The 25,096-nt window shown below is 65.4% G+C and carries 17 protein-coding genes and 1 pseudogene; 8 read left to right on the forward strand and 10 right to left on the reverse strand.

Annotated elements, in window-relative coordinates; translation table 11 throughout:
- The first annotated feature begins 145 nt into the window (after positions 1–145).
- Positions 146–1,594: an FAD-dependent oxidoreductase gene (locus WG208_RS16220; protein ID WP_337172422.1), complete on the forward strand. Its 1,449-nt coding sequence runs from the start codon at positions 146–148 to the stop codon at positions 1,592–1,594.
- A gap of 126 nt (positions 1,595–1,720) precedes the next feature.
- On the opposite strand, the gene WG208_RS16225 is transcribed toward WG208_RS16220, so the two are convergent.
- Both WG208_RS16225 and WG208_RS16230 read right to left on the reverse strand, forming a co-directional pair.
- A complete protein-coding gene (locus tag WG208_RS16225) occupies positions 1,721–5,017 on the reverse strand; it encodes a PDZ domain-containing protein (RefSeq protein WP_337172423.1) in 3,297 nt (1,098 codons plus the stop codon).
- A gap of 210 nt (positions 5,018–5,227) precedes the next feature.
- Positions 5,228–7,060, reverse strand: a complete 1,833-nt coding sequence (locus WG208_RS16230; protein WP_337172424.1) for a hypothetical protein — start codon at positions 7,058–7,060, stop codon at positions 5,228–5,230.
- Positions 7,061–7,110: 50 nt separating this feature from the next.
- Between WG208_RS16230 and WG208_RS16235 the strand changes: the two genes are divergently transcribed.
- The 3 genes from WG208_RS16235 to WG208_RS16245 are packed head-to-tail and all read left to right on the forward strand — an operon-like array spanning position 7,111 to position 10,220.
- Positions 7,111–8,307: a TonB-dependent receptor plug domain-containing protein gene (locus WG208_RS16235; protein ID WP_337172425.1), complete on the forward strand. Its 1,197-nt coding sequence runs from the start codon at positions 7,111–7,113 to the stop codon at positions 8,305–8,307.
- Positions 8,308–8,733 (forward strand): surface-adhesin E family protein, encoded by a 426-nt coding sequence (locus WG208_RS16240; protein WP_337172426.1) that lies wholly within the window; start codon positions 8,308–8,310, stop codon positions 8,731–8,733.
- Positions 8,718–10,220: a carboxypeptidase regulatory-like domain-containing protein gene (locus WG208_RS16245; RefSeq protein WP_337172427.1), complete on the forward strand. Its 1,503-nt coding sequence runs from the start codon at positions 8,718–8,720 to the stop codon at positions 10,218–10,220. The genes WG208_RS16240 and WG208_RS16245 overlap by 16 nt, the downstream gene beginning before the upstream one ends.
- Positions 10,221–10,355: 135 nt before the next feature.
- Here the strand turns inward: WG208_RS16245 and WG208_RS16250 are convergent, their stop codons facing one another.
- Entirely contained in the window at positions 10,356–11,573 is a 1,218-nt protein-coding gene (locus tag WG208_RS16250; protein WP_337172428.1) for an NADP-dependent isocitrate dehydrogenase, read from the reverse strand.
- A 389-nt stretch (positions 11,574–11,962) separates the two neighbouring features.
- On the opposite strand from WG208_RS16250, the gene WG208_RS16255 reads away from it, so the two are divergent.
- Positions 11,963–13,915 carry a CocE/NonD family hydrolase gene (locus WG208_RS16255; protein WP_337172429.1) on the forward strand — a complete coding sequence of 651 codons (1,953 nt, stop codon included), beginning with the start codon at positions 11,963–11,965 and terminating at the stop codon, positions 13,913–13,915.
- A 121-nt stretch (positions 13,916–14,036) separates the two neighbouring features.
- Here WG208_RS16255 and WG208_RS16260 read toward each other — a convergent pair whose 3' ends face one another.
- The 4 genes from WG208_RS16260 to rpsP are packed head-to-tail and all read right to left on the reverse strand — an operon-like array spanning position 14,037 to position 16,225.
- Entirely contained in the window at positions 14,037–14,534 is a 498-nt protein-coding gene (locus WG208_RS16260; RefSeq protein ID WP_337172430.1) for an asparaginase domain-containing protein, read from the reverse strand.
- Positions 14,531–15,355, reverse strand: a complete 825-nt coding sequence (trmD, locus tag WG208_RS16265; protein ID WP_337172431.1) for a tRNA (guanosine(37)-N1)-methyltransferase TrmD — start codon at positions 15,353–15,355, stop codon at positions 14,531–14,533. The genes WG208_RS16260 and trmD overlap by 4 nt, the downstream gene beginning before the upstream one ends.
- 17 nt (positions 15,356–15,372) lie before the next feature.
- Positions 15,373–16,023 carry a ribosome maturation factor RimM gene (gene rimM, locus WG208_RS16270; protein WP_337172700.1) on the reverse strand — a complete coding sequence of 217 codons (651 nt, stop codon included), beginning with the start codon at positions 16,021–16,023 and terminating at the stop codon, positions 15,373–15,375.
- Complete coding sequence (gene rpsP / locus WG208_RS16275) at positions 15,911–16,225, reverse strand: 30S ribosomal protein S16 (RefSeq protein WP_337172432.1); 315 nt, start codon at positions 16,223–16,225, stop codon at positions 15,911–15,913. Before rpsP ends, rimM begins: the two co-directional genes overlap by 113 nt.
- A 341-nt stretch (positions 16,226–16,566) precedes the next feature.
- Here rpsP and ggt point away from each other — a divergent pair, with 341 nt between their 5' ends.
- Positions 16,567–18,276: a gamma-glutamyltransferase gene (ggt, locus tag WG208_RS16280; protein ID WP_337172433.1), complete on the forward strand. Its 1,710-nt coding sequence runs from the start codon at positions 16,567–16,569 to the stop codon at positions 18,274–18,276.
- 107 nt (positions 18,277–18,383) lie between these two features.
- On the opposite strand, the gene WG208_RS16285 is transcribed toward ggt, so the two are convergent.
- From WG208_RS16285 to WG208_RS16295, 3 genes are all read right to left on the reverse strand, one after another.
- The gene (locus WG208_RS16285; RefSeq protein ID WP_337172434.1) at positions 18,384–18,962 is read right to left on the reverse strand and encodes a DUF2911 domain-containing protein; all 579 of its coding nucleotides are present in this window, start codon (positions 18,960–18,962) and stop codon (positions 18,384–18,386) included.
- A 121-nt stretch (positions 18,963–19,083) separates the two neighbouring features.
- The gene (locus WG208_RS16290; protein WP_337172435.1) at positions 19,084–20,718 is read right to left on the reverse strand and encodes a D-aminoacylase; all 1,635 of its coding nucleotides are present in this window, start codon (positions 20,716–20,718) and stop codon (positions 19,084–19,086) included.
- Positions 20,719–20,728: 10 nt separating this feature from the next.
- Positions 20,729–22,408 (reverse strand): D-aminoacylase, encoded by a 1,680-nt coding sequence (locus tag WG208_RS16295; protein ID WP_337172436.1) that lies wholly within the window; start codon positions 22,406–22,408, stop codon positions 20,729–20,731.
- A 216-nt stretch (positions 22,409–22,624) separates the two neighbouring features.
- Here WG208_RS16295 and WG208_RS16300 point away from each other — a divergent pair, with 216 nt between their 5' ends.
- Together WG208_RS16300 and WG208_RS16305 are read left to right on the forward strand one after the other, a co-directional pair.
- Positions 22,625–24,202 carry a SulP family inorganic anion transporter gene (locus tag WG208_RS16300; RefSeq protein WP_337172437.1) on the forward strand — a complete coding sequence of 526 codons (1,578 nt, stop codon included), beginning with the start codon at positions 22,625–22,627 and terminating at the stop codon, positions 24,200–24,202.
- Between the two features lie 20 nt (positions 24,203–24,222).
- Positions 24,223–24,798, forward strand: a pseudogene (locus WG208_RS16305) (carbonic anhydrase); the annotation flags it as partial.
- Positions 24,799–25,096 lie beyond the last annotated feature (298 nt).

Here is a 25,096-nt window from a genome sequence, read left to right on the forward strand (position 1 = left end):
CCGGCGCAATGATTGCGGAGGCCGGCAGCCCGGAACATCTTGACGGGCCTGTAGTTGGCCCTTCGTTGTCTGTCCTGGTTTCCTCCCGCAGGAATGCCCGCGGGTGTCATCCAGCGCCTCCCCGCCCCCCGCCACTATCTGGAACGTGACCGACTCCTCCACCGACCCCGATTCCACGTCCGATCTGATCGACGCCGCATTGGCGCGGCGCGACTTCCTCCGCGTTGCGGGCAGTGCCGGCCTGCTGCTCGCCGGGGGCTGCACCAATCCCATGGCGTTCGCTTCCGCGCCGGCCCGGGGGGTCGAGCGAGGACGGGGCTCCGCGGGATCGAGTAGCCATGTCGTGGTGATCGGCGCCGGAGCCTGGGGTGGCTGGACCGCTTACCATCTCCGCGAGCGCGGGGTCAAAGTCACCCTCATCGACGCCTACGGCGCGGGCAACTCGCGATCCACCAGCGGCGACGAGACGCGCGGCATCCGCTCGTCGTATGGCGACCGGGCGGTCGGTGAACTCTGGACACCCTGGGCCCGCACCGCCATCGCCCGTTGGCGTCTCTTCGAGGAGGAATGGGGTCCCGTCTTCCGGACGAAGTTCTTCCACCAGACCGGCGACGTCATCATGCGTCCCACGCGGGAGCCTTTCATCACCCGCACGATCGAGCTGTGGCAGGCCAACAAGGTCCCGCACGAAGTGCTTTCGGGTGACGAAGCCCGGAAACGCTGGCCGGTCATCAAGGCCGATGACATCACCGTGGCCATCACCGAACCCGATGCCGGCGTGGTCCGCTGCCGCGCCGCCACCCAGGCGGTGGCGGCCATCGGCCGGAAAATGGGTGTCGAGTTCGTGCTGGGTCGCGTGCGGCCCGGCGAGATCCGCAATGGCGTCATGGACGGCGTGGTGCTCGAAGACGGCACGGTCATTCATGGCGACGCCTACGTCTTCGCCTGCGGCCCATGGCTGCGGAAGCTCTTCCCCTATCTCGACAACCGCATGCGCGTCCCCATCGGGCACGCCCTCTATTTTGGCGTGCCCGTGGGCGACTCCCGCTTCACGTTTCCCAATCTCCCCAGCTACAACTTCCCCGGCGTGACCGGTTGGCCGATGCTGCCGGTGGACAGCCGGGGCTTCCGTGTGCGTGGTGCCATCGCCGCTCCTGCGCCGGCGGCCACCGCCACCGCCACCGCCACCGCGGGCGCCAATGCGGCGGCGCCGGCCAATTCTCCGGCCGCCACCGCGCCAGCCACTCCGGCCGATCCCGCGCAGCAGGACCCCGATCTGAGTTCACGCTGGACCAATCAGGAACGGGTGGACGGTGCCCGGCGTTTCCTCGCGGCACGTTTCCCCATCCTGGCCAACGCGCCGCTGCTCGAGACGCGGGCCTGCCACTACGAATCGAGCATCAATCAGAACTTCATCATCGACAACGTGCCCGGCGCCGGCAATGCCTGGATCGCCGGTGTCGGACAGGCCGAGGGTTTCAAGTTCGGCCCCGTGGTCGGCGACTATGTCTCACAGCGGGTACTCGGCATCGCCGGCGATCCGGAACTCGTGAAGGCGTTCAAACTGCCCACGCAGGAATACGCGCCGAGCTGAGCGCCTGCGTCGGAAGCCCGGCCAGAAACCCCGGAAAGCACAGAGAGGGCACGGAAACGTGCCCTCTCTGCTTTCCGGCTGTTTCAACGAGCCCGCCTCAGCGACCTCGTGTCGAGCGACCTCGTGTCAGCGGTCCCGCCGTCCCCACGTCGGCGGCGTGGGCTCCTGCTTCGCCCGGCCGTCTTTGTACGTGCCGAGCAGACGCATGCCTTCCTGCACGGCCCGTTCGAGTTGCGGGTCGCGTCCACCGATCACCTCACGCGGGAAGTTCTCCACGTCGATGTCCGGCGCGACACCTTCGTTCTCCACGGCGAACCGGTCGTCGCGGGAGAAGAATCCGAAACGCGGCGCGATCATCGACCCGCCATCCACGAACGGCGGCGTGTCGGTGGTGGCCACCAGACCGCCCCAGGTGCGCGTGCCTACGAGCGGACCGAGCTTGCGACGTTTGAACATGAACGGCATGAGATCGCCGCCTGAGCCGGCCATCTCGTTGATGATCATGACCTTCGGTCCCCAGATGCCGTTGGCGGGACTCGTATACGGATAGCGGTCACCGACGGGATTGTTGAAATACCCGTCGTAGTCACGGCCGAGCAGATCGACGATGTAGTCCGCGGCGGAACCGCCGCCATTGAACCGTTCGTCGACCACCACGCCCACCCGATCCTGCTGTGCGAAGTAATAGCGATTGAAACTGGTGTACCCCGGCTGCCCGGTGTTCGGGAGATACACGTACGCGAGTTTCCCGCCCGACAGTGAATCGACGAGGCGACGGTTGTGCTCCACCCACGCCCGCGTGCGAAGCCCCTGCTCGTTGGCCACCGGCACCACGGTGATCTGCCGCGCGCCCTGCATGTCGGGACGCGAGTTGATCGTGAGCACCGTTTGGCGATTGGCGGTGCCGTCGAGCAGACGGTAGATGTTGTCGGGAGCCCGCAATTCCTGACCGTTGATGGCCAGGATGTAGTCGCCACGGCCCACGGCCACACCCGGCATCACGAGCGGCGCACGCAGCTCCGGATTCCAGCTCTCCGCATCGTAGATGCGCGCCAGTCGATAGCGTCCGTTCTCGATGGTGAAGTCGGCGCCGAGCAGGCCACCGTTGGCATTGGGCACCTCGGGCATGTCGCCGCCACGCACGTACGAATGCCCGATCGCGATCTCGGCGCCCATGTTGTCGAGCAGGTAGTTGAGATCGGCGCGATGATTCACATGCGCCAGCAGCGGCTCGTACATCTTCTTCATGGCCGGCCAGTCGCTGCCCTGCATGTTCTTCACGTAGAGATTGTTGCGCTGGTTGCGCCATCCCTCGTTGAAGATCTGCCGGAACTCGGCGCGCGGATCGATGTACGCGCGCAACGTGACATTCACGCGGCCCGTGCCGGCCTGCGGCACGGCGCGATCGGCATCCACGAGATACAGCGCCCCATTGGCACCCGCGGTGCGATAAAGCAGCTTGCGACCGTCGCCGCTGACGGTGTACTGCGCCACACCCTGCGCGAACGGAACCGCACGCCGCGTGTTCAGCTGGTAGCGGTGCAGCGTGTTGGCCGCGCCCTGTCCATCACCCGACGTGCCCGTGGTCGGCATGGGCTCGAGGAAGAACACGGTGCCCGCTGGTCCGGCCCGCAACACGTCGTAGTCACGCTCCGTGATGCCCTGCACCGCGAGAATCCGCTGCGCGATGCCGTCGTAGTCGATGCGTACCGCACGCACCGGCGCGGCGGGAGCACGCGTGGAATCCGTGCGCGCCGGAGCCCGCGTGCTGTCGCGCCCGCTGTCGCGCCCACCATCGCGACCCGCTTCGTCATCGCTCTCGGGAAGCAGCGGCGAGGGTTCGGTCTTGCTCAACACGGCCAGATAGAGGGCCCGTGTCTCCGGCCGATCGTACTTGGACATGTCGAGCAGCGACGAGTTGAGCGCAAAATTCGTCGATGCCAGGAACCAGAGATACTTGCCGCTCGCATCCCACACCGGATTGGTGGCATCGGCCATGCCGTCGGTGAGTTGCTTCGCGGTCCCACTCTCCACGTCGTACACGAAGATCGCCCGCAGCAGCGACTTGAGACGCTTGGGATACGCCACATACCGCGAGTCGGGGCTCCACACCGGCACGATGGAGCGATCCATCATGAAGTACGGATCGGTGTCCGCCACCTTCGCCTTGCCACTCGCCACGTCCACCAGCCAGATGCGGAAGTGCGTGTCCTGGAAGGCGATGGTCTTGCCATCAGGCGACCAGGCCGGCGAATACGGACGGCTCGGTTCGGGCAAGGCGATCTCCCGCACCGCACCCACTCCCTCCTGCGGCGCGATCACCAACTGATACTCGCCTGACCGATCACTGAAATACGCGATCGACTTGCCGTCGGGTGACCACACCGGCGCGATCTCGGCCGACGCGCTGCTGTTGGTCAGATTGCGCACGTCGCCCTTCTCGGCGGGGATCGTGAAGATCTCCCCACGGGCTTCGACCGCGGCGCGTTTGCCGGTGGCCGACAACGCCAGCCCCGTGGCACGCGCCGTCACGTCCTTCCACTGCGGCATCATCCACGGGAAGTCACCGGCGGCCGTGATGTTCACGATGTGATGCGCGCCCGTCCTCGCGTCGAGCTCGTGCACATAACCCGCCTGCTCGAACACCACGGTATTGCCGGCGGCATCGAGCGTCTTGACGTCGAAGTCCCTGAACGTCGTCACCTGCTTGAGCGCACGCGACTTCGTATCGTATGCCCAGACGTTCGACACGCCGTCACGGTCGGAGAGGAAATACACCGCATCCCCCACCCACACCGGATCCATCTCCTTGCTGCCGGTGAAGGGCGTGGTGTCCAGAGCGAAGGTGTTCAGATCGAGAATCCAGATGGGCTTGTTCTGACCGCCGCGGTAATTGCGGCGTTCCTCGTCCCACGAGGAGGGCATGCGATAGGCCACCCGCTTGGCATCGGAAGAGATCTTGCCCTGATAGGCGCGCGGCATCGGCATCGCGGTTTCCACGCCGCCCTCCACCGGCACACTCCAGAATCGCGGCGCACCGCTCGGAGCCCAGGTGGCGCGTGGTGATGCGAACACCACCGACTTGCCGTCGGGAGTCCACCCCTGCACCACGTCCGCCGACGGATGCCATGTCAGACGTTTCGGCTGTCCCCCTTCCACCGGCACCACGTACACATCGGTGTTGCCGGCGTACTCGGCACTGAAGGCCACCAGCTTCCCATCGGGAGAGAGCTTGGGATTCTGTGTGATGCCCTGGAACGAGGTGAGCCGACGCGCTGCTCCACCGGTTCGCTCCACCACCCAGATGTTGTTGGCGTATGCGAACACAATCGACTGTGCACTCACGCTGGGGGAGCGCAGCATGCGGGTGCCCGATTGCGCCTGCATCGCCGATGGCGACACCGACAGGACGGCCAGCAACATGGTCGCTGCGGCCCGCGGAATCGATGATGTGGTCAATACCCTCATGGAGCGTCCGGTAGCGGAGAAAGGAGGTCGGGCCATGGGACTCGGTCAGTTGAAGGAAGCGGAGAGCGTGGGGCACACGGATGAAGACGATGACAACCGATGCATACGAACCAGGTGCGAACCAGGTGCGAAGCGAGTCCGAAGCGAGTCCGAAGCGGATGCCGCTCAGTACCGCCACGGCACGCCATCACGCGCCGCCCGGAGAGAAAGAGACAACAGATCCCGCGTGCCGTCGAGTTCCCACTGTCCCTGATGTTCGCGGAATCGATCCATCCACAGACGGAACACGTACGGCGCCCCCGGTTCGAGACCCGTGAGACGCAGTGAATCGGCCGGCAGTGCGTAGGTGCGACCATCCGTCGAGCGGGACCACGTCCCCAGCGGCACACTCTGTTCCGTCACGAGCAGATCGCGCCGGCCTGCCCCCAGCCGCCGCCACACCTGCATCCGCATCGCCACACGCGTATGTGTCGAATCGTCGCCCCACTGCCGTTCACGATCGGTGAGGGTGAGCAGCGCCAGGGGCAGCGTGTCGGCCATGGTCAGCACCCGGGTATCCCACCGGGATCGTGCAAAACGATCGGCCCGGAGCGCCGCGGAGGTGCCGATGAAAAGACCCGGTTTGCGGAAGACCGGCTCGCGCAGATCGTCGAAGCCACCGAATTGCGCGCGCACGGTCATCGCCAGATCGTCGGGCGTTTCCTGAAACGTGGACATCACCACACCCACGGCGTTGCTGGCACTGAGCGCTCCATGCGTACCACCGAGGGGCCGCATGCGATTGGCCACCGACACCATGCCGAGCCCCACACGATAGTCGTCGCGCAGTGATACGAGGATGGGCGCGGGATTCTTCGTGGCCTCCCGATGTCCATGCACGATGCGGACGACCGCGGCCGGATAGGCAGTGCTGGCGGTGGCTCGCACCCATGCGGCGGCGTCGGCAAATCGATCGGCCCGCATCATGCCGGTATCGTGCATGCGTTGCATCACGGTATCGAGTTGCAGCGGATCGCCGGTGCGCGGCACGTATCGATAGAGATTCCGCCCCGCTTCCACCCGCCACTCGATCTCCGCGATCGCGTCTCCCGACTGCACGAGGAATCGATTCTCCGGCAGACGTCGTGTGACGATATCCACGCCCGTCGTGGCGACGAGCGCCGCCATCACCCGCTCTTCGGCGTCGGGATGACAGAACACCCCGAACCCCGTGGTCACGCCATCCACACTGAACGCCACGTCCGCGGGCGAGGCCAGCGTGCGCGCGATGCGGAATCCATGGTCCCGCAGGGATTCGGCCACCGGCAGGAAGGACGCCTGCGAAGCCCGGTTGTGTCCGTGATCGGAGAGCATCACGATCTCCAGCGCGCGGCCCGTGCGCTCCCGATACCGCTCCTGCAAGCTGACGAGTGCCCGGTCGAGATAGGTCAGGTACTGCGCCACGTCACCGCGCGTATGCTGCAGGGCATCGGGGCCCACGTTGTAGATGTACACCGTCGGGCGCCCGCGCGTGTGCAGCACGGCCTCCACGTCGGTATCGATCTCCCGCCGCGCCGTCGACCACGACATGAGATACGCCCCGAGGTGGTGGAACTTGGCGTCGAAGGCGAGATCCATGCGCTCTTCGTACTCGATGGGACGAATGGCGTCGAACGCATCCCCGAGGACCGCATTGTGACGCGTACTGTAGAAGACGCGTTGATATCCCGCGGGCGGCTGTACACCGAAGATGGCGTGCCAGGCGATGTCGCTGATCGACGGAAAGGTGGAGATCAGACGTCCCGGGGGACGAAACGCAGCAAACTGTCCCAGTGTACGGGCGGCCTGCACGTCCCGATAGTCGAGTCCATCGAGCGCCAGCACCACACGTCGTGGCAGTTCGTCGGGTTCCGGCACCACCGTGGGTGGACGGGATTGTATACAGGCGGACGCCGCCAATACCGATCCCGCCAGCGACATACGGACGATGAGCTTGCCCCAATCAGGAATCACCGGCATGATTCAAACATCGTAGTATGTCGCAGCGACCACACAAGCCCGCGTCGCCAATGCGCGCCCACTCCCGCCCGCCCCTGACGTTCCCCACCGCGTTGTTCTGCGGTGCCCTGCTGTTCCCGCCCGGGTCTCTTTTGGCGCAGACGGGTGCGACGGTCACTGCGGCCATCGGCGCCGACAGTACGGGAGCCTTCCGGGGAGCCATCACCACGGCCGACGGGATTCCCCTCGGCGGTGCCTCCGTTCGCCTGGCGATCGACCGGGCAGCCAATCACTTCATCTCGGAATCGGACGACAACGGCAACGTCGTCTTCACCAAGGTCCCCCTTGGGAAGGGATGGCTGCACGCCCGGCGCATCGGCTTCCGTCCCGATTCCATTCCGGTCACGGTCTCAAACAACGAACCACCGCTCGCCACGCTGAGCCTCACGCGTGTGGCCGTGGAGTTGAGTGCGGTCCGTGTGCTGGGACGCCGCGACATCGGTGGTCCCATGGGGGGCTTCTTCCGGCGTCAGCAGGCCAACGGAGGCGGCCGGTTCTTCACGGCGCAGGATCTCGAACGTCGAAACCCGTCGAACATGACCGATGTGTTTCGTGCCGTGCCGGGCATCCGCATCGAATCGAACGGCCCCATGAACCACGTGCGGATACGCAACAGCCGCTGTGCGCCGCTGGTCTGGCTGGATGGACAACCACTGTTCGCGGGAGAGGTGGATCTCGACAGCTTCGATCCGCACACGTTCGAAGGCATCGAGGTCTACAGTGGTCCGGCCAGCGTGCCGGTCGAATTCCAGGGCAACCAGCGCATGAGCAGCGCGTGCGGCACGATCGTCTTGTGGTCCAAGCGCGGCGAGATGCGGCCCAAGAAACGCAAGAAAGACGACCCGACGCCCGTGGCGCTGATCATGCAGCTCATCGAGAAAGGGGAGGCGTTCGTGGTGAGCGACGTGGACGTGGCGGCCTATCCCGATTCGTCCATGCTCATCAAACCCATCTATCCCGACTCGCTGTTCGAAGCGCAGACCGCGGGATCGGTGCTGGCCGAGTTCGTGGTGAACACCAAGGGACGTGCGGTGATGGAGACGTTCAGTGCCATGACCACATCCCATCGACAGCTCGTGGAACCGGTGCGCCGCGCCGTCCAGCAGCAGGAATTCGTTCCCGCCGTTCGCGGTGGGAAGATCGTGCAGCAGGTGATGCAGCTGCCTTTCCATTTCGTTCCCGATTCCACGGCCCGACGGAGGCGCTGAGTGGCGAAGGTGATGCGTTCGACGGCCAGCACGATCCTCGTGCTGGCCGGTCAGCTTCTGGCAACGTCGGTGGAGGCGCAGCCCTCTGGTGGTGCACTCCAGGAGATCGGCAAGACCTCCGTGGGGACCCCGGTGTTCCTCGAAACCCGGTCGGTCACGAAAGCGGGCGACATCGTGACGGCCACCGTACGGGTCAAGCTCGTGCCGCCCATCAAGAACGGCGCACAGGAACTCCGCAGTTCACGCACCATCGGAATGTACGACTGCGTCAAACAGACCGTCGCCACCAGGGAGAGCTGGTATTTCACCGACGACGCCGGTCGCAAGGAAGGTATGCATCGCACGGTGAAAGTGCCGGGCTTCGGACCGGCCATCAAAGGTTCATTGGCGGACGTGGCGTGGAAACATCTATGCGCAAAACCCTGACACTTTTCACGCGGACTCTCCTCGGATCCGCGGTCCTCTGGCCGGCGCTCGCCTCGGCTCAGCCCATGCAGGCATTGGGAACGGTGCGCGGCACGGTCTATGACAGCCTCACCCGCCGGCCGCTCGCGAACGCTGTCGTCGAAGTACAGGAAACCGCCCGCCTCACCTACACCGATACGCAGGGCCGTTTCACCCTGGACTCCGTGCCCGTCGGTGCCCAGCAGCTGACGTTCTCGTCGACAACGCTCGACTCGCTGGGGCTGTACGGATTTGCCCGCACGATCGAGGTCCGCACCGATACCCGGGGCGTGGTGCTGGCCACGCCGTCGTTCCGCACGGTGTATGCGCGCCTCTGCCCGGCCACTGACAGTCCGCCCACCGACAGTGCCATCGTGTTCGGCACCGTCTACGACGCCGCGGACCGTTCCCCGATCAACGGAGCACAGGTCGTGTTGCGCTGGTTCGAGACGGACGCAAAGACCAGGGGACTGCAGCTCAGAACTCCACAGCGCACCGCGAGCACCGGTGCGGACGGGGTGTATGGCATCTGCGGCGTACCCGCCGATCTCGCCCTGAGCACATCCGCCTCTCACGACTCGGCTGCCAGTGGCGTATTCAGCACGGTCGTGGGACCTGGCCGGATATTGCGGCGTGATTTTTATCTCAGCCGCGAACTGGGCAATATTGCGGTGTCCTCAGGCAATGCCGCATCGGTGCAGGGCACGGGCCGAATCCGGGGCACCGTGCGCGATGAACGGGGGAATGCACTGGTGGGCGCGCTCGTCGTGCTCACCACGATCGATCGCACGACCAATACCGACTCGGCCGGCCGATACCATTTCGCGAATGTCCCCTTGGGCACCCAGGAGCTCAGCGTCCGGCAACTCGGACGCGGAGCGCTGTATCGCATCATCGATGTCACGGCCCGCGAAGAAGGAGCGCATGACTTCGTGCTGCCCACGACGACCGTGCTCGCCACCATGAATGTGCGGAGGGAAGCCAGCGTGGGTGCAGATCAGGCGGGCTTCCTGCGGCGCAAGAATCAGGGCTTCATCAAGGTCGTCGAACGTGAGGAAATCCTGAAACGATTCGATGTGGGGTCGGCACTGAAACGCGTTTCCGGACTGCGGGTGACGCAGCAGATGGGCACCACCCAGGTGACCAGCACCCGCCCATTCTGTGCTGGTGAAGTTCCGATCATCATCGACGGTGTGCCCATATCGAGCCACGGAAACGCCTCCCTGTTCTCGTCCACCCAGAGCGTTACCCCACCGCAAGGCGATGGGAAAGGCGGAGGATCGAACGGTCCGCAAATCACCATGGCGCCGCCCTCGAACACTTCGCGCATCGACCAGCTCGCGGTCAACGATGTCATCGCCATCGAATTCCATGCTGGTCCGGCCACCGTGCCCATGGAATACTGGTCCGGACCACCGCCGCAGTGTGGATTGATCCTCATCTGGACGGTGTTCGCACGGTGGCGGTAAGCGTCGTGAGTTGTGGGGAATGAGTTTGGGGGTGAACTGCCGGGTGGTGGGTGACGGGTCTCGCGACGCGCGACTCGTTACCAGAAACCAGGCTGCTCACCCCCAAACCCGAAACCCACCACCCGCAACCGCCGTTCAGGCCATCTTCGCCTGCAGCCGCCGATCGATCGCGTCGAGGAAGTCCTCGGTGTACAGGAATGGCGTGTTCTTCGAGATCAGAACCGCGAGGTCCTTCGTCATCTCACCGGCTTCCACCGCGTCGATGCACACCTGTTCCAGCGTCTCGGCGAAGCGCACCACCTCGGGCGTGCCATCGAGTTTGCCACGATGCATCAGACCACGCGTCCACGCGAAGATGCTCGCGATTGGATTGGTGGACGTCTTGTTGCCCTTCTGATGTTCGCGGTAGTGACGCGTGACCGTGCCATGCGCCGCTTCCGCTTCCATGGTCTTGCCATCGGGTGTGAGCAGCACCGACGTCATGAGGCCGAGTGAGCCGAAGCCCTGGGCCACGATGTCCGACTGCACGTCGCCGTCGTAGTTCTTGCACGCCCACACGTAGCCGCCTTCCCACTTGAGCGCCGAGGCGACCATGTCGTCGATGAGGCGATGCTCGTAGGTGATGCCGGCCTTCTCGAAGTCCGCCTTGAACTCGGCGTTGAACACCTCCTCGAAGAGATCCTTGAACTGCCCGTCGTACGCCTTGAGGATGGTGTTCTTCGTGGAGAGGTACACCGGGTAGTTGCGCTGCAGGCCGTACCTGAAGCTGGCGCGTGCAAAATCGCGGATGGAGTCGTTGAAGTTGTACATGCCCATCGCGACACCACCATCCTGGCCGAACTTCGCCACGTCGAACTGCATCGGCGCGCTGCCGTCGGCCGGCGTGTAGGTGATCGTCACCGTGCCCGGGCCCGGCACCTTGAAATCCGTCGCCTTGTATTGATCGCCGTGCGCATGACGACCCACCACGATGGGCTTGGTCCAGTGCGGCACGAGACGCGGAATGTTCGAGATGATGATCGGCTCGCGGAAGATCACCCCGCCGAGGATGTTGCGGATGGTGCCGTTGGGACTCTTCCACATCTTCTTGAGTCCGAACTCCTTCACACGCGCCTCGTCGGGCGTGATGGTGGCACACTTCACCGCCACGCCGTACTTCTTCGTGGCTTCGGCGGAATCGATCGTGACCTGATCGCCCGTCGCATCCCGGTGTTCGATGCCGAGATCGTAATAATCGAGCTCGACGTCGAGATACGGCAGGATGAGCTTGTCCTTGATGAACTGCCAGATGATGCGGGTCATCTCGTCGCCGTCCATCTCGACGACAGGATTCACGACCTTGATCTTCGCCATACGCAGAATGCCGGGTGGGGCTGAAGAGGGACCGTGTACCGCCCGATCGGCGGTCACGAAGAAGAGGTGGCGGCTGCGACGTGTCGTTCCGGAGATCTCCGGGAAATCTCCGCGGCAGCGCCACAGCTTCGCAAAATGTGGCCGGAAGCGCCCATGATCCAGTAGCGGTCCAGTAGCCGTCCAGCAGTCGCCCCGTGTCACGGTCGATCCCGGGCACGGTACGGCTGGCCCTGTTGTCAGGGATTCGACCATTGCGTGGGGTGGCGCGTTGCACCAGACATGCAGGATGCGCGTGCTCCGTGCGCGCATCTCCGCCCCAGTTTCCTCTCGCCGCACGCGATATGTCTTCCTTCCCCAGTCGCCCCCGGAGCTGCCGGTCCGGACTCCCGGTGGCTTCGATCGCCCTGGCAAGCATTCTGGCGCTTGCCGCGGGCTCCCCGGCACTCCACGCGCAACCCGGCGCCGCTCCCAACGCCGAACTCATCACGGCCCGCAACGCGCAGGAAGCCGAGCTGCAGAAGATCGCCGACGTGCACCGCTCGGTGATGATGCCCATGCGCGATGGCACACGCCTGATGACGGACATCTATGTCCCGAAGGGACGCACCGGTGGTGTACCGCTCATCCTGAGCAAGACGCCGTACAACATGAACTGGTGGGACGTGCGCACCGGTGCCCCACGCGATGTATCGGCCGTGCTCACCGCGATCAAACGCGGCTACGCCTACGCGTTGCAGAACGAACGTGGCCACTTCTTCAGCGAAGGCGAATACGACATCCTCGGTCCGCCGGTCACCGATGGACAGGATGCCATCGAGTGGTTCGCGAAACAGGCCTGGAGCAACGGTCGTGTCGGCCTGATCGGTTGTTCCAGCACGGCCGAATACCAGATGGCCGTGGCTGGCACCAGACCGAAGGGGCTTGCCGCCATGATCCCGCAGGGTTTCGGCGCCGGCGTGGGCCGTGTGGGAGGCTGGTACGAGCAGGGCAACTGGTATCGCGGTGGCGCGGTACAGATGCTCTTCATCACCTGGCTGTATGGCGAGCAGAACACGCAACGTCCGCAGTTCCCGGCCTCCACCAGCCAGGAAGATCTCACACGCCTGCGCAAGGCGTTCGATCTGGCCTGGGGCGCGCCCCGCGTGGATTGGGCCGAAGCGCTGTGGCATCTGCCCATGCAGGACATCATGAAGGCCGTGGACGGTCCACGCGGCGTCTACGCCGACAAGATGCCCGTGGCCACCGGCGGTGAGATGATCCGGCGCACGCCCAACGATCCGCGGTGGTACAAGGGCGGTCTCTACAACGACAGCATGCCCTTCGACACGCCGGCGCTGTGGTTCATGTCGTGGTACGACGTCTCGGTCGGCCCCAACATCGCGATGTGGCAGCACGCCATGAAGGTCGCATCACCGGAGGTGGCGAAGCAGCAGTACGCCGTGATCGCGCCCGTGGCGCACTGCTCGTACACACGCGCCACCGAGAACACCGTGGTGGGCGATCGCAGTGTGGGCGACGCGCGTCTCGATTACGACGCGCTCACCTACGGCTGGTTCGACACCTTCCTCAAGGGCGAGAAGACCGGCCTGCTGGATACGCTGCCACGCATCCGCTACTACACGATGGGCTCGAACGAGTGGAAGTCGAGCGATGTGTGGCCGCCCCGGGGCACCACACCCACCACCTGGTATCTCACCAGCAGCGGCTCGGCCAACACCATGAACGGCACCGGGGCACTCGTGCCAAAACTTCCGGCCAGGGCACAGCGCGACACGTTCAGCTACGACCCCATGAAACCGGTGACGAGTTATGGCGGCAACGTCTGCTGCACCGGCACGGCCATTCAGGCCGGTTCATTCGATCAGCGCGTGCGCGAAACGCGTTCCGACATTCTCGTGTACACGTCGGAGCCGCTCAAGGAAGGCATCGAAGTGAGCGGCCCCATTTCGGTCACGCTCTATGTGGGCAGTGACGCGAAGGACACCGATTTCACGGTGAAGCTCATCGACGTGGACACCGAAGGTCGCGCCTGGAATCTTGACGAGACCATCCAGCGCATGCGTTACCACACGGGCTACGACAAACCCGAGACACGCATGGAGCCCGGCAAGGTGTACAAGGCCACGCTCGGTCCGCTCAACACGAGCAACTACTTCAAGGCCGGGCATCGGGTGCGCATCGAAGTGTCGAGCTCCAACTTCCCGCGCTTCGATCGCAATCTCAACACCGGCGGTGACAACTACAGCGAAACCACCGGCGTGACGGCGCACAACATCGTCTTCCACGGCGGCAAGACGCCTTCGAGTGTGACGCTGCCGATCGTGCGGACAACGAAGAAGTAATGGGTTGTGAGGAGCCGGGTTTGGGGGTGAACAACCGGGTGGTGGGCGACGGGTCCCGCGTCACGGGACACTCTACCCATGACCCGGCAGTTCACCCCCAAACCCGGCTCCCCAATACCCTTTACTCCCCCTGCGTCGCCTCCTCGAAGACGCCGACCTCGCGATTCTTCATGACATGACCGGCGGCGAAATACCGCCCGTTCATCGCGAGGTACACCCCGGCCGGCAATATCTGCGCGAAACTGAGCGCGCTGCCGAGATTGAACAGACCATCGGAGCTGCCGAACGCATACGGTACCATCGCCCCGGTGAGCACGATGGTCTTTCCCGGCACCGTCGCGGCAAGCACCTGCGCGGTTTCCGCCATCGTATCGGTGCCATGCGTGATCACGATGCGCGATTCCGGCACCCGCACACAGGCCTCGACGATCTGCTGCCGATGATGATGCAGCATCTCGAGGGAATCGATCATCATCAGCACATCCACCTGCACCTCGAGCATGCTGCGCCCGCGACGCAGCATTTCCGGCAGGTGTGTCTCACGAAACCGCAGTGAGCCGGTGAGTTCGTCGTATTCCTTGTCGAACGTGCCACCGGTGACGATGATGCGGATGCTCACGGCGATTCCTCCCGGTGTTTCCGCGCTTTCGCGGCTTTTGCTCTGGCACGCTTGGCCGCCTTCTCCGCCGCGCGGCGTTCCTGTTCGGCGATGACCGATTCGCGTGCGGCGATCTCCACTTCGCGCCGCGCCCACTCCTCACGATCGCGGGCTTCGGCTTCGCGCGTGCGCCGCAGACTTTCCGCGTCGCGCCAGGCCGCCACCCGGGCATGGTCGCCACCCACCAGCACCTCGGGCACACCAAACCCTTCGTATTCGGCGGGCCGGGTGTAGCTCGGCGCGCTGATGCCCCGATCGAAGAACGAATCGGTGCGCGCGCTGTCCAGATCGCTCATCGCGCCGGGCAACAGACGCACCGTGGCGTCCACGATGGCCAGCGCGGCAGGTTCGCCGCCACTCAGCACGAAATCGCCAAGTGAGAGCTCCTCGGTGGCAAGATGCTGCGCCACCCGCTCGTCCACGTCCTTGTAGTGGCCGCAGAGCAGCGTCAGTTCACTGCCCGCGGCGAATCGCACGGCGTCGGCGTGCGTGAAACGCCGGCCACGGGGGGAGAGCAGCACGATGGGCGCCGTGGCCCCGACCGAGGCCACCGCTTCGAAGAACGGACCGGGCTTCATCACCATGCCGGGGCCACCGCCGAACGGATAGTCGTCCACGGTGCGATGCCGGTCGTGCGTGAAGTCGCGCAGATCGACGAGTGAATACTGCACACTGCCGGCCATCGCGGCCTTGGCCGGAATGCTCAGCGACAGCGGTCCCGTGAAGAAACCGGGAAAGATGGTGACGATGTTGATGCGCAGCATGGGCAACCCGGGCAACATGGCCGCGGACGGATCGTTCAGTCGAGCAGACCGTCGAGCGGGGCCAGCACGATCGTGCGCGAGGCTTCGTCGACCGAGCGCACGAGATCGTCGTGCCACGGAACGAGCGGACGTCCGGACGTGGTCTCCACTTCGAGGATGAACCCCTGCGGCGCGTCGTACACATCGCGAACATGCCCCACGAGTCCCCGTCCGTCCACTTCCACACGCATGCCGATCAGATCGGCCACGTAGATCTCGTCGTCGTCCGCTTCCGGAAGACCGGCGGCATCGGCCAGGAGGTATCGTCCGCGCCAGGTATCGGCGAGATCGCGGTCGGCCACTTCATGCACCCGTACGAGCCATTCGCGGTTCATGGGACGGCCGTCTTCCACGTGCAGGGCCATGGGTACACCGGCCTGGTCGGGCAGCAGATTGCCCTCCCGGTCACCGGCATAAAGCACTGCGCCGGACGCAAAGAGTGCGTCCGGCGCATCGGTCAGCGATTCGACGGCCCAGGCGCCACGCACGCCATGTGCGCGGCGCACCCGACCGGCGACGATGAACTCGGCCAGCTCAGGCCTCGGACGAGGGCAGCACGACCGCCGCGGCCTGCAGCTTCGCGGCGAGACGGGCTTCGTGACGGGCCTTGAGGATGCCGGCGCGGCGGAGCAGCGAACGGACCGTATCGGTGGGCAGCGCGCCCACGTTCAGCCAGTGATTCACGCGGTCGGCCTTGAGCGCGATCGCGTTCTCGCCGCCACGCGGCTGGTACTGCCCGAGAATCTCGATGAAGCGGCCATCACGCGGGCTCTTCGAATCGGCAACGACGATACGGTACATCGGGGTCTTCTTCCGGCCTTCGCGGCGGAGACGGATCTTGACGGCCATCTGAGTCTCGGGACTGGTGGTGGTATACTGCGGACTGCAGCGTGGGCGCGCGGCCCACACCCGGGCTCATCGCGGTACCGGCATCTCCGGACCGCACCCGGCCCCCGGTATCGGATCCGATATCGGGGAGCCTTGAAAGCTATGTGAGCCGCAGCCGGGAAACAACGGGGGGCAAACCACCGGTCCGGTCTTCAATTTCCGGTCAATTTCCCGTCAGTTTCCCCTCGTTTTGCCTGCAGAGCCTGCAGGCTCCCCTGCGTTCTGCCCCGGCTTTCTGCCCGCCGCCGTCCCTCCGTAAGTCCTTCCGTAAGCCCCTCGCCCCTTCCGTCGTCCTCCGTCCCATGCGCCTGCATTCCCTCTCCGGGATCGCCATGGCGGCCGTGCTCTCCGTGCCGGCCGTCCCATTCGCCCAAACCACTCCGCCACGCCCCGCCGTCGAGTCCTCGGGCGGCATGGTCGTCTCGGCCAGCGCCATTGCCAGCGAGGTGGGACGCAATGTGCTGGCGGCCGGCGGCAACGCCGTGGACGCCGCCATCGCCACCGGCTTCGCGCTCGCAGTGACCTACCCCACCGCCGGCAACATCGGCGGCGGTGGCTTCATGGTGATCCGCTTCCCCGATGGACGCGCCACCACCATCGACTTCCGCGAGAAGGCACCGGCGGCCGCCACGCCCACGATGTTCACCGACTCCACGGGCGCCTATTCCTCGCGCATTCACCACAACTCGCATCGCAGCGTGGGCGTGCCGGGCACCGTGGCCGGTTTTGCGCTGGCGCATCAGAAGTACGGCAAGGCCCGCTGGAACACGATCGTCGGCCCCGCCGCGCAGCTCGCCGACACCGGTTTCCTCGTGCCCACCGGACTCGCCGCGTCGCTCACCGGCGCGCGCAACAAGCTGTCCACCGATTCGGGATCGCTGGCCGCCTACTACAAGGCCGGCCAGCCCTACGCCGCCGGTGAGCGGCTCACGCTGGGTGATCTGGGCAAGACCCTCGGTCGCATCCGCGATCAGGGGCGCGATGGCTTCTACAAGGGCACCACGGCGCAGCTCATTGCCGCCGAAATGAAACGCGGCGGTGGACTCATCACCGAAGCCGACCTTGCGGCCTATCAGGCGGCCGAACGGGCGCCGGTGCGCGGCAGCTTCAAGGGCTACGAGGTGATCTCCATGCCGCCGCCCAGCTCGGGCGGCGTGGCCATGATCGAGATGCTCAACATTCTCGAAGGCATGGACCTCCGGGCCATGGGACACAACTCGCCGCAGTACGTGCATTCATTGGTGGAGAGCATGCGGCGTGCCTTCCGTGATCGCGCGCTGTACCTCGGCGATCCCGATTTCACCAAGCCGCCCATCGACAAGCTCACGAGCAAGGCGTACGCCGAGGAGCTGCGTCGCACCATCGACCCGAACAAGGCGTCACCGTCGTCGCCGGCCGATGTCGCGCAGGGGTATGAGAGCGACGAGACCACGCACTACTCCGTGGTCGACAAGGACGGCATGGCGGTCTCGGTGACGTACACGCTGGAAGCCGGTTATGGCCTGGGCGCCGTGGTGGATGGCGCGGGGTTCCTGCTCAACAACGAGATGGGCGATTTCAACGGCAAGCCCGGTCTCACCGATTCGACGGGACTCATCGGCACGGCGCCCAACATCGCGCAGCCCGGCAAGCGCATGCTCTCGAGCATGACACCCACCATCATCGCACGCGATGGCAAACTCGTGGCCGTGGTGGGCAGTCCGGGTGGACGCACCATCATCAACACGGTGCTCGAAGTGGTGCTCAATCTCACCGCCTTCGACATGCCCGTGCAGGACGCGGTGAATGCGCCGCGCCTGCATCATCAGTGGCTCCCGAACACCGTGACGGTGGAGCGGGTCGGCTTCCCCGAATCCACACTCGACGCCCTCCGCGCCAAGGGCCATGTGGTGCGTGTCGGCGGACAGCAGGGGACGGCGCACTCCATTGCCATCGATCCCAGGACCGGCAAGCGACTCGGCGCACCCGATCCCCGTGACCGGGACGCGGGCGCATCGGGCACGGATCGCTGAACCACCGGGCATTGCCGCAGGGCGATCCCCCATGAACGATCGAGGGGACGGGACCACATGGTCCCGTCCCCTTCATTTGTCACGGATACTTCGCGCCGTCGGGATGTTTACTTCACCGTGAACGGCGCCACGGCCTTGTAGGTGTCCCACTGCACGATGATCTCTCCACCCTTGCCGGCGGGCTTCACCTGAATCTCCATCTTCTCCACGACGGGATTGTTGCTGGTCACCGTCATGGGAATGCGGACGAGATCCTGTGCCTTGTTGTAGTCCGTGCCCCATTGCTTCGTCTGCTTGTTGACGATGAGCTCCCACTTGAGGTTTTCCTGCAACTGGGTGAACAGCGTGTAGGTGCCGGCCGGCACGTCCTTGCCACCGAACGACAGCGTCTTGCTGGTGGTGAAGTGCGTCGCTTCGTTCGCGCCCGTGCGCCACACCATGCCCCACTTCATGTCCTGCAGACCGTTGAAGATCGCACGGCCGCGCTTGGACGGGCGGCCATAATTCACCTTGATATCGGCGCCACCGATGTTCACCGCGAGCGAATCACGCGGCGATGCGGGGGCCTGCGCGGCACCGGCCGGCGGCGCGTGGTTCATGCCACTCTGGGCGGCTGCGGGAACCGAGAACAACGACGCCGCGGCCAGCACACTGGCACCGCGCGTCAGCAGACGGGAAACGTTCATGGCGGGACTCGAATGAGGGAAAGGATACGGGCGACGACCTCTGGCCGTCGCCCGGTGTGTACCATACATCGCCAGGGGAGTTCCGCCAATTGGAAGCCGGGAGACGACCGCGTCCCCGCCCTCAGCTCGCGCGTATCACCTGCCCCGCGGCCGGGAGGTGCTGACCGTCCCGTATGGTCACCCGGCCATTCACGATCACCGTGCGGATGCCCACGGGATACTGAAAGGGATTCGCGAAAGTCGCCGTGTCGGCCACAGTGGCCGGATCGAAGACCACCACATCACCCGCCATGCGCGGCGCCAGCACGCCACGATCGCGCAGATGCACACGCGCCGCCGGCCTGGCGGTCATGCGATTGATGGCGGCGGTCAGACTCAGTGCCTTGCGCTCGCGGACATAGCGGCCGAGTACCCGGGGAAAGGTGCCGGCTCCCCGGGGATGCGGACTGCCCCGGCGCGTGGGTCCGTCGATGGCGAATGCACTGCCGTCGGAGCACACCATGCTGTACTCGTGAGCCAGCAACCGATCGAGATTGTCCTCGCTCATCGCGAACCCCAGCATTCCCACGTCGGCACGGTTGCGCTTGAGCAGCCCAACGGCCCCCTCGTACGGATCCACACCACGCGCCTTCGCCCACGCCCCGAGACGCTTGCCTTCCGCATCCCGATCACCGGCGGCACTCACACGGGAGATCTGCACGTTGTCCCAGCCGCCGATGAGTTCCACCTTGGCCAGCGCCTCCGTGCGGATGCGCGGTGCCACGGAAGCATCGTCGAGACGCGCGAGAAAGGCCGCGGTGCCTCCATCACGCGACCACACGGGAAAAAGGTTGGTGAGTCCCGTGGCGTACGCCACGTAGGGATACACATCGAACCACGCATCCACACCGGCCGCACGCGCCGCCTCGAGACGCGCCAGCGACGCATCGATTTTCGGCCAGTTGCGCGTGCCCTGCATCTTGAGATGGGAGATCTGCAGCGGACATCCCGCCCCGCGGGCCACGGCGATGGATTCGTCGATGGCTTCCAGCAACCGATCGTCTTCGTTGCGCATATGCGTGGCATAGGGCAGCCGGAGCGCGGCGAGCGGCCGGCACAGCGCGATCAGTTCCTCGCGTGAGGCAAAAGCGCCGGGGGTGTATTCGAGACCGGTGGAAGCCCCGCACGCACCTTCGCCCACTGCACGGGCCACCATCGCGGCCATGCGCGTGAGTTCCGCGGCCGTCGCCGGACGATCGATCTCGCCGATCACCTTGCCGCGCACACTGCCCAAGCCGATCATCGACGCCACGTTGACCGACGGTTTCAGCGCCGCCGTGCGCGCCGCCCATTCGGCGAACGAATCGCCCGCGTCCCCGCTGAACCGCGAGCTGCCGTCGGCACCCGCCACGATGGTCGTCACGCCCTGACGGATCACCGATTCGGCGCGCGGGTCCTCACGCAGTGAACTGTCACCATGCGAATGGATGTCGATGAAGCCAGGTGCCACCGCCAGACCGTGGGCGTCGATCTCCTCGGTTCCCCGTTCGGCGATGCGCGCGGCAATCTCCGTCACGCGCCCGTCGTGAACGGCCACATCGGCCACCCGTCCTTCGCTGCCTGTGCCGTCATAGACGGTGCCGCCGCGAATGATCAGATCGACGGCCACTCGTCGGGGTGTTGCCTCCCGTCGTGCGTCCTTCGGCGCAGCGCCTCCCAACACGGGCGCGGCGGCGAGCATCGCCCCCTGCGCCAGAAACGTCCGTCGTGTGCTCATGACCATTGCCTCACTGCCGGGCGCCCGGGCCCAGCACCACGCGTCCCGGTTTGGCTCCGGTGTGCTCGCCCCTGGCCAACACCGCGGTGCCATTCACGAACACATCGCGCACACCGGTGGCGTACTGATGCGGTTGTTCGAAGGTGGCGTTGTCGCGAATGGTCTTCGGATCGAACACCACGATATCCGCGAAGTATCCGGGTTTGAGTGCCCCTCGCCGCCTGATGCGCAGATTGGTGGCCGGCAACGACGTCATGCGGCGTACCGCCTCCTGGAGTGTGAGCACGGAGTCCTCGCGCACGTACTTGCCCAGGATGCGGGCGAACGAACCGTAGGCGCGCGGATGCGGATTGCTCTTGAGAAACACCCCCTCGGCGGCCAGCGATCCGGCGTCGGAGCCCACACTCACCCACGGCTTCCGCAGCTGCTTCGCGATGTTGTCCTCGTTGATGATGAAGTAGATCGTGCCCACGCGCGATCCGTCCTTCACCACCAGGTCCATGGCCGTCTCTTCGATGCCCGTCCCCCGCAGCTTCGCCACTTCGGCGAGCGTCTTGCCCGTGTACTGCTTGAGCGAGTCGGCCTTGAACCCGGAGAACAACACGTGATCGGGTGTGCCCGCGGCCAGCAGCAGGCTTTCCCACTTGTCGGTGGGCGTGCGCATTTCCTCGGCCACCTTCCGGCGAATGGCCGGGTCCTGCAACCGACGCGCCCATTCGGGATATCCGCCTTCCTGCACCCAGGGCGGCATGGCCGCGTCGAGTCCCGTTGCGCCGGCGGTGTAGGGATAGATATCGGCGGTGATTTCGAGGCCCGCCGCACGCGCCGAATCGATGCGCGCCAGCACACGATCCATCTTGGGCCAGTTGCTCTCGCCCGCCGCCTTCAGATGATAGATCTCCGCACGCGCGCCCGATTCCTTCGCGATCGTGATCAGCTCACTCACGGCCTCCTCGAGCTTCACGCCTTCGCTGCGCATGTGCGAGATGTACATCCCGCCATACGGGGCCGCGGCTTTCATCAGCGCGATGAGTTCGGGTGTGCGCGCGTAAAACGCCGGGGCGTAGATGAGAGACGACCCCACCCCCAGGGCGCCCTCTTCCATCGCCTTGCGCACCTCCTGCTGCATCATCCCGAGTTCGGTGGCCGTGGGTGCCCGGTCGGCCCATCCGACATGATTGATCCGCACCGTCGTCGCCCCGATGAACGAAGCGATGTTGGTGCTGATCCCCTTCTTCACGAGCGAGTCCTGATAACCACGCAGCGTGCGCCAGGTGATGGGATATTTGATGTCCCCCTGTTCGGCCAGCATCGAGGCGCGGAGTGTGTCCGACAATGGCCCCATCGAATCGCCTTCCCCCATCACCTCCAGTGTCACGCCCTGCCGGATGTCGCTCTGGCTCCGGCCGTCCTGGATGAGCGACTCGGTGGCCCAGCTCAGCATGTTGATGAATCCGGGGGACACCGCCATTCCCGTGGCGTCCACCTCCGTTCGCCCCTTTTCCGGAACGTCTCCAACGAGGACGATGGAATCACCCAACACGGCCACATCGGCCACGACGGGGGGACCTCCCGATCCATCGTAGACTGTGCCGCCGCGGATGACCACGTCATAGGCGGGTTCACCGGAACAGGCAAGGGTGGCCAGAAGGGCCAGCCAGGGGGAAATGCGTCGGGCCGCGGATGCCATGGATATCGCGGGATATCGGTAGGGAAAAAGGTCCTTTGGATTGGGAACTTGGCACACACTGCGGCGTAGCGTTAGGCTCCCGTGGTTCTCGTTTTTCACCTCCGGGGTGGATTTGAGCCCGCCCCGGATGGTCGTTCGCCACTTCTGTCAGGACACCGCATGACGGCTCCCGCCCCTGCACCTCTCGGTGCACCGTCTACAGGTCCGATCAGAGCGTTGGGGACGTCCTCGCACGCGTCGATCAACGGCCCCGCTCCCGGCGGGCTGTTTGCGACGTGGCGTGATGACGTGCCCGCCTCGGTCGTGGTCTTCCTCGTTGCGCTTCCCCTCTGCCTCGGCGTGGCTCTCGCGTCGGGTGCGCCCCTGCTCTCGGGTGTCGTTGCCGGCGTCGTCGGCGGCATCGTCGTCGGAGCGGTCTCCGGCTCGCAGCTCATGGTCAGCGGCCCCGCCGCGGGCCTCACCGCCATCGTCATCACCGGTATCGCACAGGTGGGAGGGTTTGCCGCCTTCCTCCCGGCGGTCGTTCTGGGGGGCGCCCTCCAGATCGGACTCGGTGCCGCGAGGGCCGGCGTCATCGGCTACTACTTCCCGTCGTCAGTCATCAAAGGGATGCTGGCGGCGATCGGTCTCACACTCATCCTCAAACAGATCCCCCACGCAGTCGGGTACGACGCCGACGCCGAGGGGGATTTTTCGTTCGTGGGATCGAGCGGGGAAAACACCTTCGGCGCCATCGGCAGCGCCCTGCAGCATGTGCAGCCCGGTGCGATCACCGCGGCGCTGCTGGGCGTGTTGCTCATGGTCATCTGGCCGCGCACGCCGCTGGCCAAGGTGAAGCTGTTTCCGGCGCCGCTCGCCGCCGTCGTGCTGAGTGTCGGCCTCAACGAGCTGCTGCTCGTCATGGCGCCGGCGTTCGCCATCCGCGACACGCATCTCGTCACCCTGCCCACCGATGGCGCGAGTGCGGTGTGGGGGCAGTTGACCCGCCCCGACTGGTCGGCGCTCGCCAATCAGCAGGTGTGGATGCTCGCCCTCACGATCGGTATCGTGGCCAGTCTCGAGTCGCTGCTCAGTCTCGAAGCCACCAACAAGCTCGATCCCGAAAAGCGGGATGCCCCCGCGAACAAGGAGCTCTTCGCGCAGGGACTGGGCAACATGCTCTCCGGTCTGCTGGGCGGTCTGCCCGTCACCGGCGTGATCGTGCGTTCTTCGGCCAACGTGGATGCCGGCGCGCGTTCGCGGCTCTCGGCCATTCTGCACGGCATTCTGCTGATCATCGCGGTGCTGCTGCTGGCGAGTCTCCTCAATCGCATTCCGCTGGCCGCCCTGGCGGCCGTGCTGCTGGTGACGGGCTTCAAGCTCACCACGCCGGCGTTGTGGAAGTCGGCCTGGCGTCTGGGCTGGTCGCACTTCATTCCGTTCGCCATCACCATCGTGGCCATTCTCTTCACCGATCTGCTCCGGGGCATCGGGGTGGGACTGGTGGTGGGCATCGCCTTCATCATCGCGGAACACATGCGTCGTCCCGGTCTCACGAAGGTGAGTCCGCCGGACGCGATTCTCACGCGGTACGTGCTCCCCGATCAGGTGACGTTCCTCAGCAAGGCCAGCATCGCGCGTGAACTCGAATCCCTGCCCGATGGTTGCCGCGTGGAAATCGACGGACGCAAGACGGCCCGCTACGACTACGACGCACTCGAAGCGCTGCTGGAGTTCCGTGAAACCGCGCGTTCGCGCAACATCGACTACCGGCTCGTGGGCGTTCCCGAAGTCGGTCTGACACCCGCTCACTGACCTTCCACGACTCCCGCCCCATGGAAAGTTTCCGCAAGATCATCCAGCACAACCGCGAGTGGGCCGCCGCCATGGTGGCGGCCGACCCCGAATATTTCAATCGACGGGCGCAGCGGCAGGAGCCGCTGTTCCTGTACATCGGCTGCGCCGACAGTCGTGTGCCCGCCAACGTCGTCACGGGCACGGAACCCGGCGAACTGTTCGTGCATCGCAACATCGCGAACCTCGTCGTGCCCAGCGACCTGAACGCCATGAGCGTGCTGCAGTACGCCGTCGATGTGCTCGACGTCAAACACGTCGTGGTCACGGGCCACTATGGCTGCGGCGGTGTGAAAGCCGCGATGACCACCGACCAGCACGGCCTGGTGGATCACTGGCTGCAGCCCATCCGCAACGTGGTGCGGTGGAACAAGCCGGAGCTCGAGTCCATCATCGACGACAAGGCCCGCTTCGATCGTGTCGTCGAGCTCAACGTGCTCGAACAGTTGTACCACCTCTCCGAGACTCCGGTGATACAGAACGCCTGGGCCAAGGGACGTCGTCCGCTGCTGCACGGTCTGGTGTACGATCTCCATACCGGCATTCTCAAGGAGATCGCCACCGGCATCGACTCGCAGGAAGGGGCCGATCAACTGGCCGCCCGCCGTCTCTCGGGGGTACCGGCCGGTCCGCCGCCGCTGGCGGGCCGTGGTCCTTCGCCCATACTCGCCGGCGACGAACTCGCCGATTCCATCGCGCAGCGCGTCGCGGAGCGTCTGGCCGCGAACGGCGTGAGCGGGACAGGCAAGCGCTGATCGCCGATCGGCGATCTTCTTGACCATGTCCTGGGCGTCGCTCCCGATGGCGTCCCTGCACCACACGACGGCCGGTTCCCCTCCCCGGGGAGCCGGCCGT

Source organism: Gemmatimonas aurantiaca, assembly GCF_037190085.1.
Classification (GTDB): Bacteria; Gemmatimonadota; Gemmatimonadetes; order Gemmatimonadales; family Gemmatimonadaceae; genus Gemmatimonas; species Gemmatimonas aurantiaca_A.

Coding starts and splice junctions, on each gene's coding strand:
- WG208_RS16235 (WP_337172425.1), top strand. CDS start 7,111: ATGCGCGCCCACTCCCGCCCGCCCCTGACGTTCCCCACCGCGTTGTTC.
- WG208_RS16295 (WP_337172436.1), bottom strand. CDS start 22,408: ATGGCATCCGCGGCCCGACGCATTTCCCCCTGGCTGGCCCTTCTGGCC.
- ggt (WP_337172433.1), top strand. CDS start 16,567: ATGCGCCTGCATTCCCTCTCCGGGATCGCCATGGCGGCCGTGCTCTCC.
- WG208_RS16225 (WP_337172423.1), bottom strand. CDS start 5,017: ATGTTGCTGGCCGTCCTGTCGGTGTCGCCATCGGCGATGCAGGCGCAA.
- WG208_RS16285 (WP_337172434.1), bottom strand. CDS start 18,962: ATGAACGTTTCCCGTCTGCTGACGCGCGGTGCCAGTGTGCTGGCCGCG.
- rpsP (WP_337172432.1), bottom strand. CDS start 16,225: ATGGCCGTCAAGATCCGTCTCCGCCGCGAAGGCCGGAAGAAGACCCCG.
- WG208_RS16290 (WP_337172435.1), bottom strand. CDS start 20,718: ATGAGCACACGACGGACGTTTCTGGCGCAGGGGGCGATGCTCGCCGCC.
- WG208_RS16245 (WP_337172427.1), top strand. CDS start 8,718: ATGCGCAAAACCCTGACACTTTTCACGCGGACTCTCCTCGGATCCGCG.
- WG208_RS16230 (WP_337172424.1), bottom strand. CDS start 7,060: ATGCCGGTGATTCCTGATTGGGGCAAGCTCATCGTCCGTATGTCGCTG.
- trmD (WP_337172431.1), bottom strand. CDS start 15,355: ATGTTGCCCGGGTTGCCCATGCTGCGCATCAACATCGTCACCATCTTT.
- WG208_RS16250 (WP_337172428.1), bottom strand. CDS start 11,573: ATGGCGAAGATCAAGGTCGTGAATCCTGTCGTCGAGATGGACGGCGAC.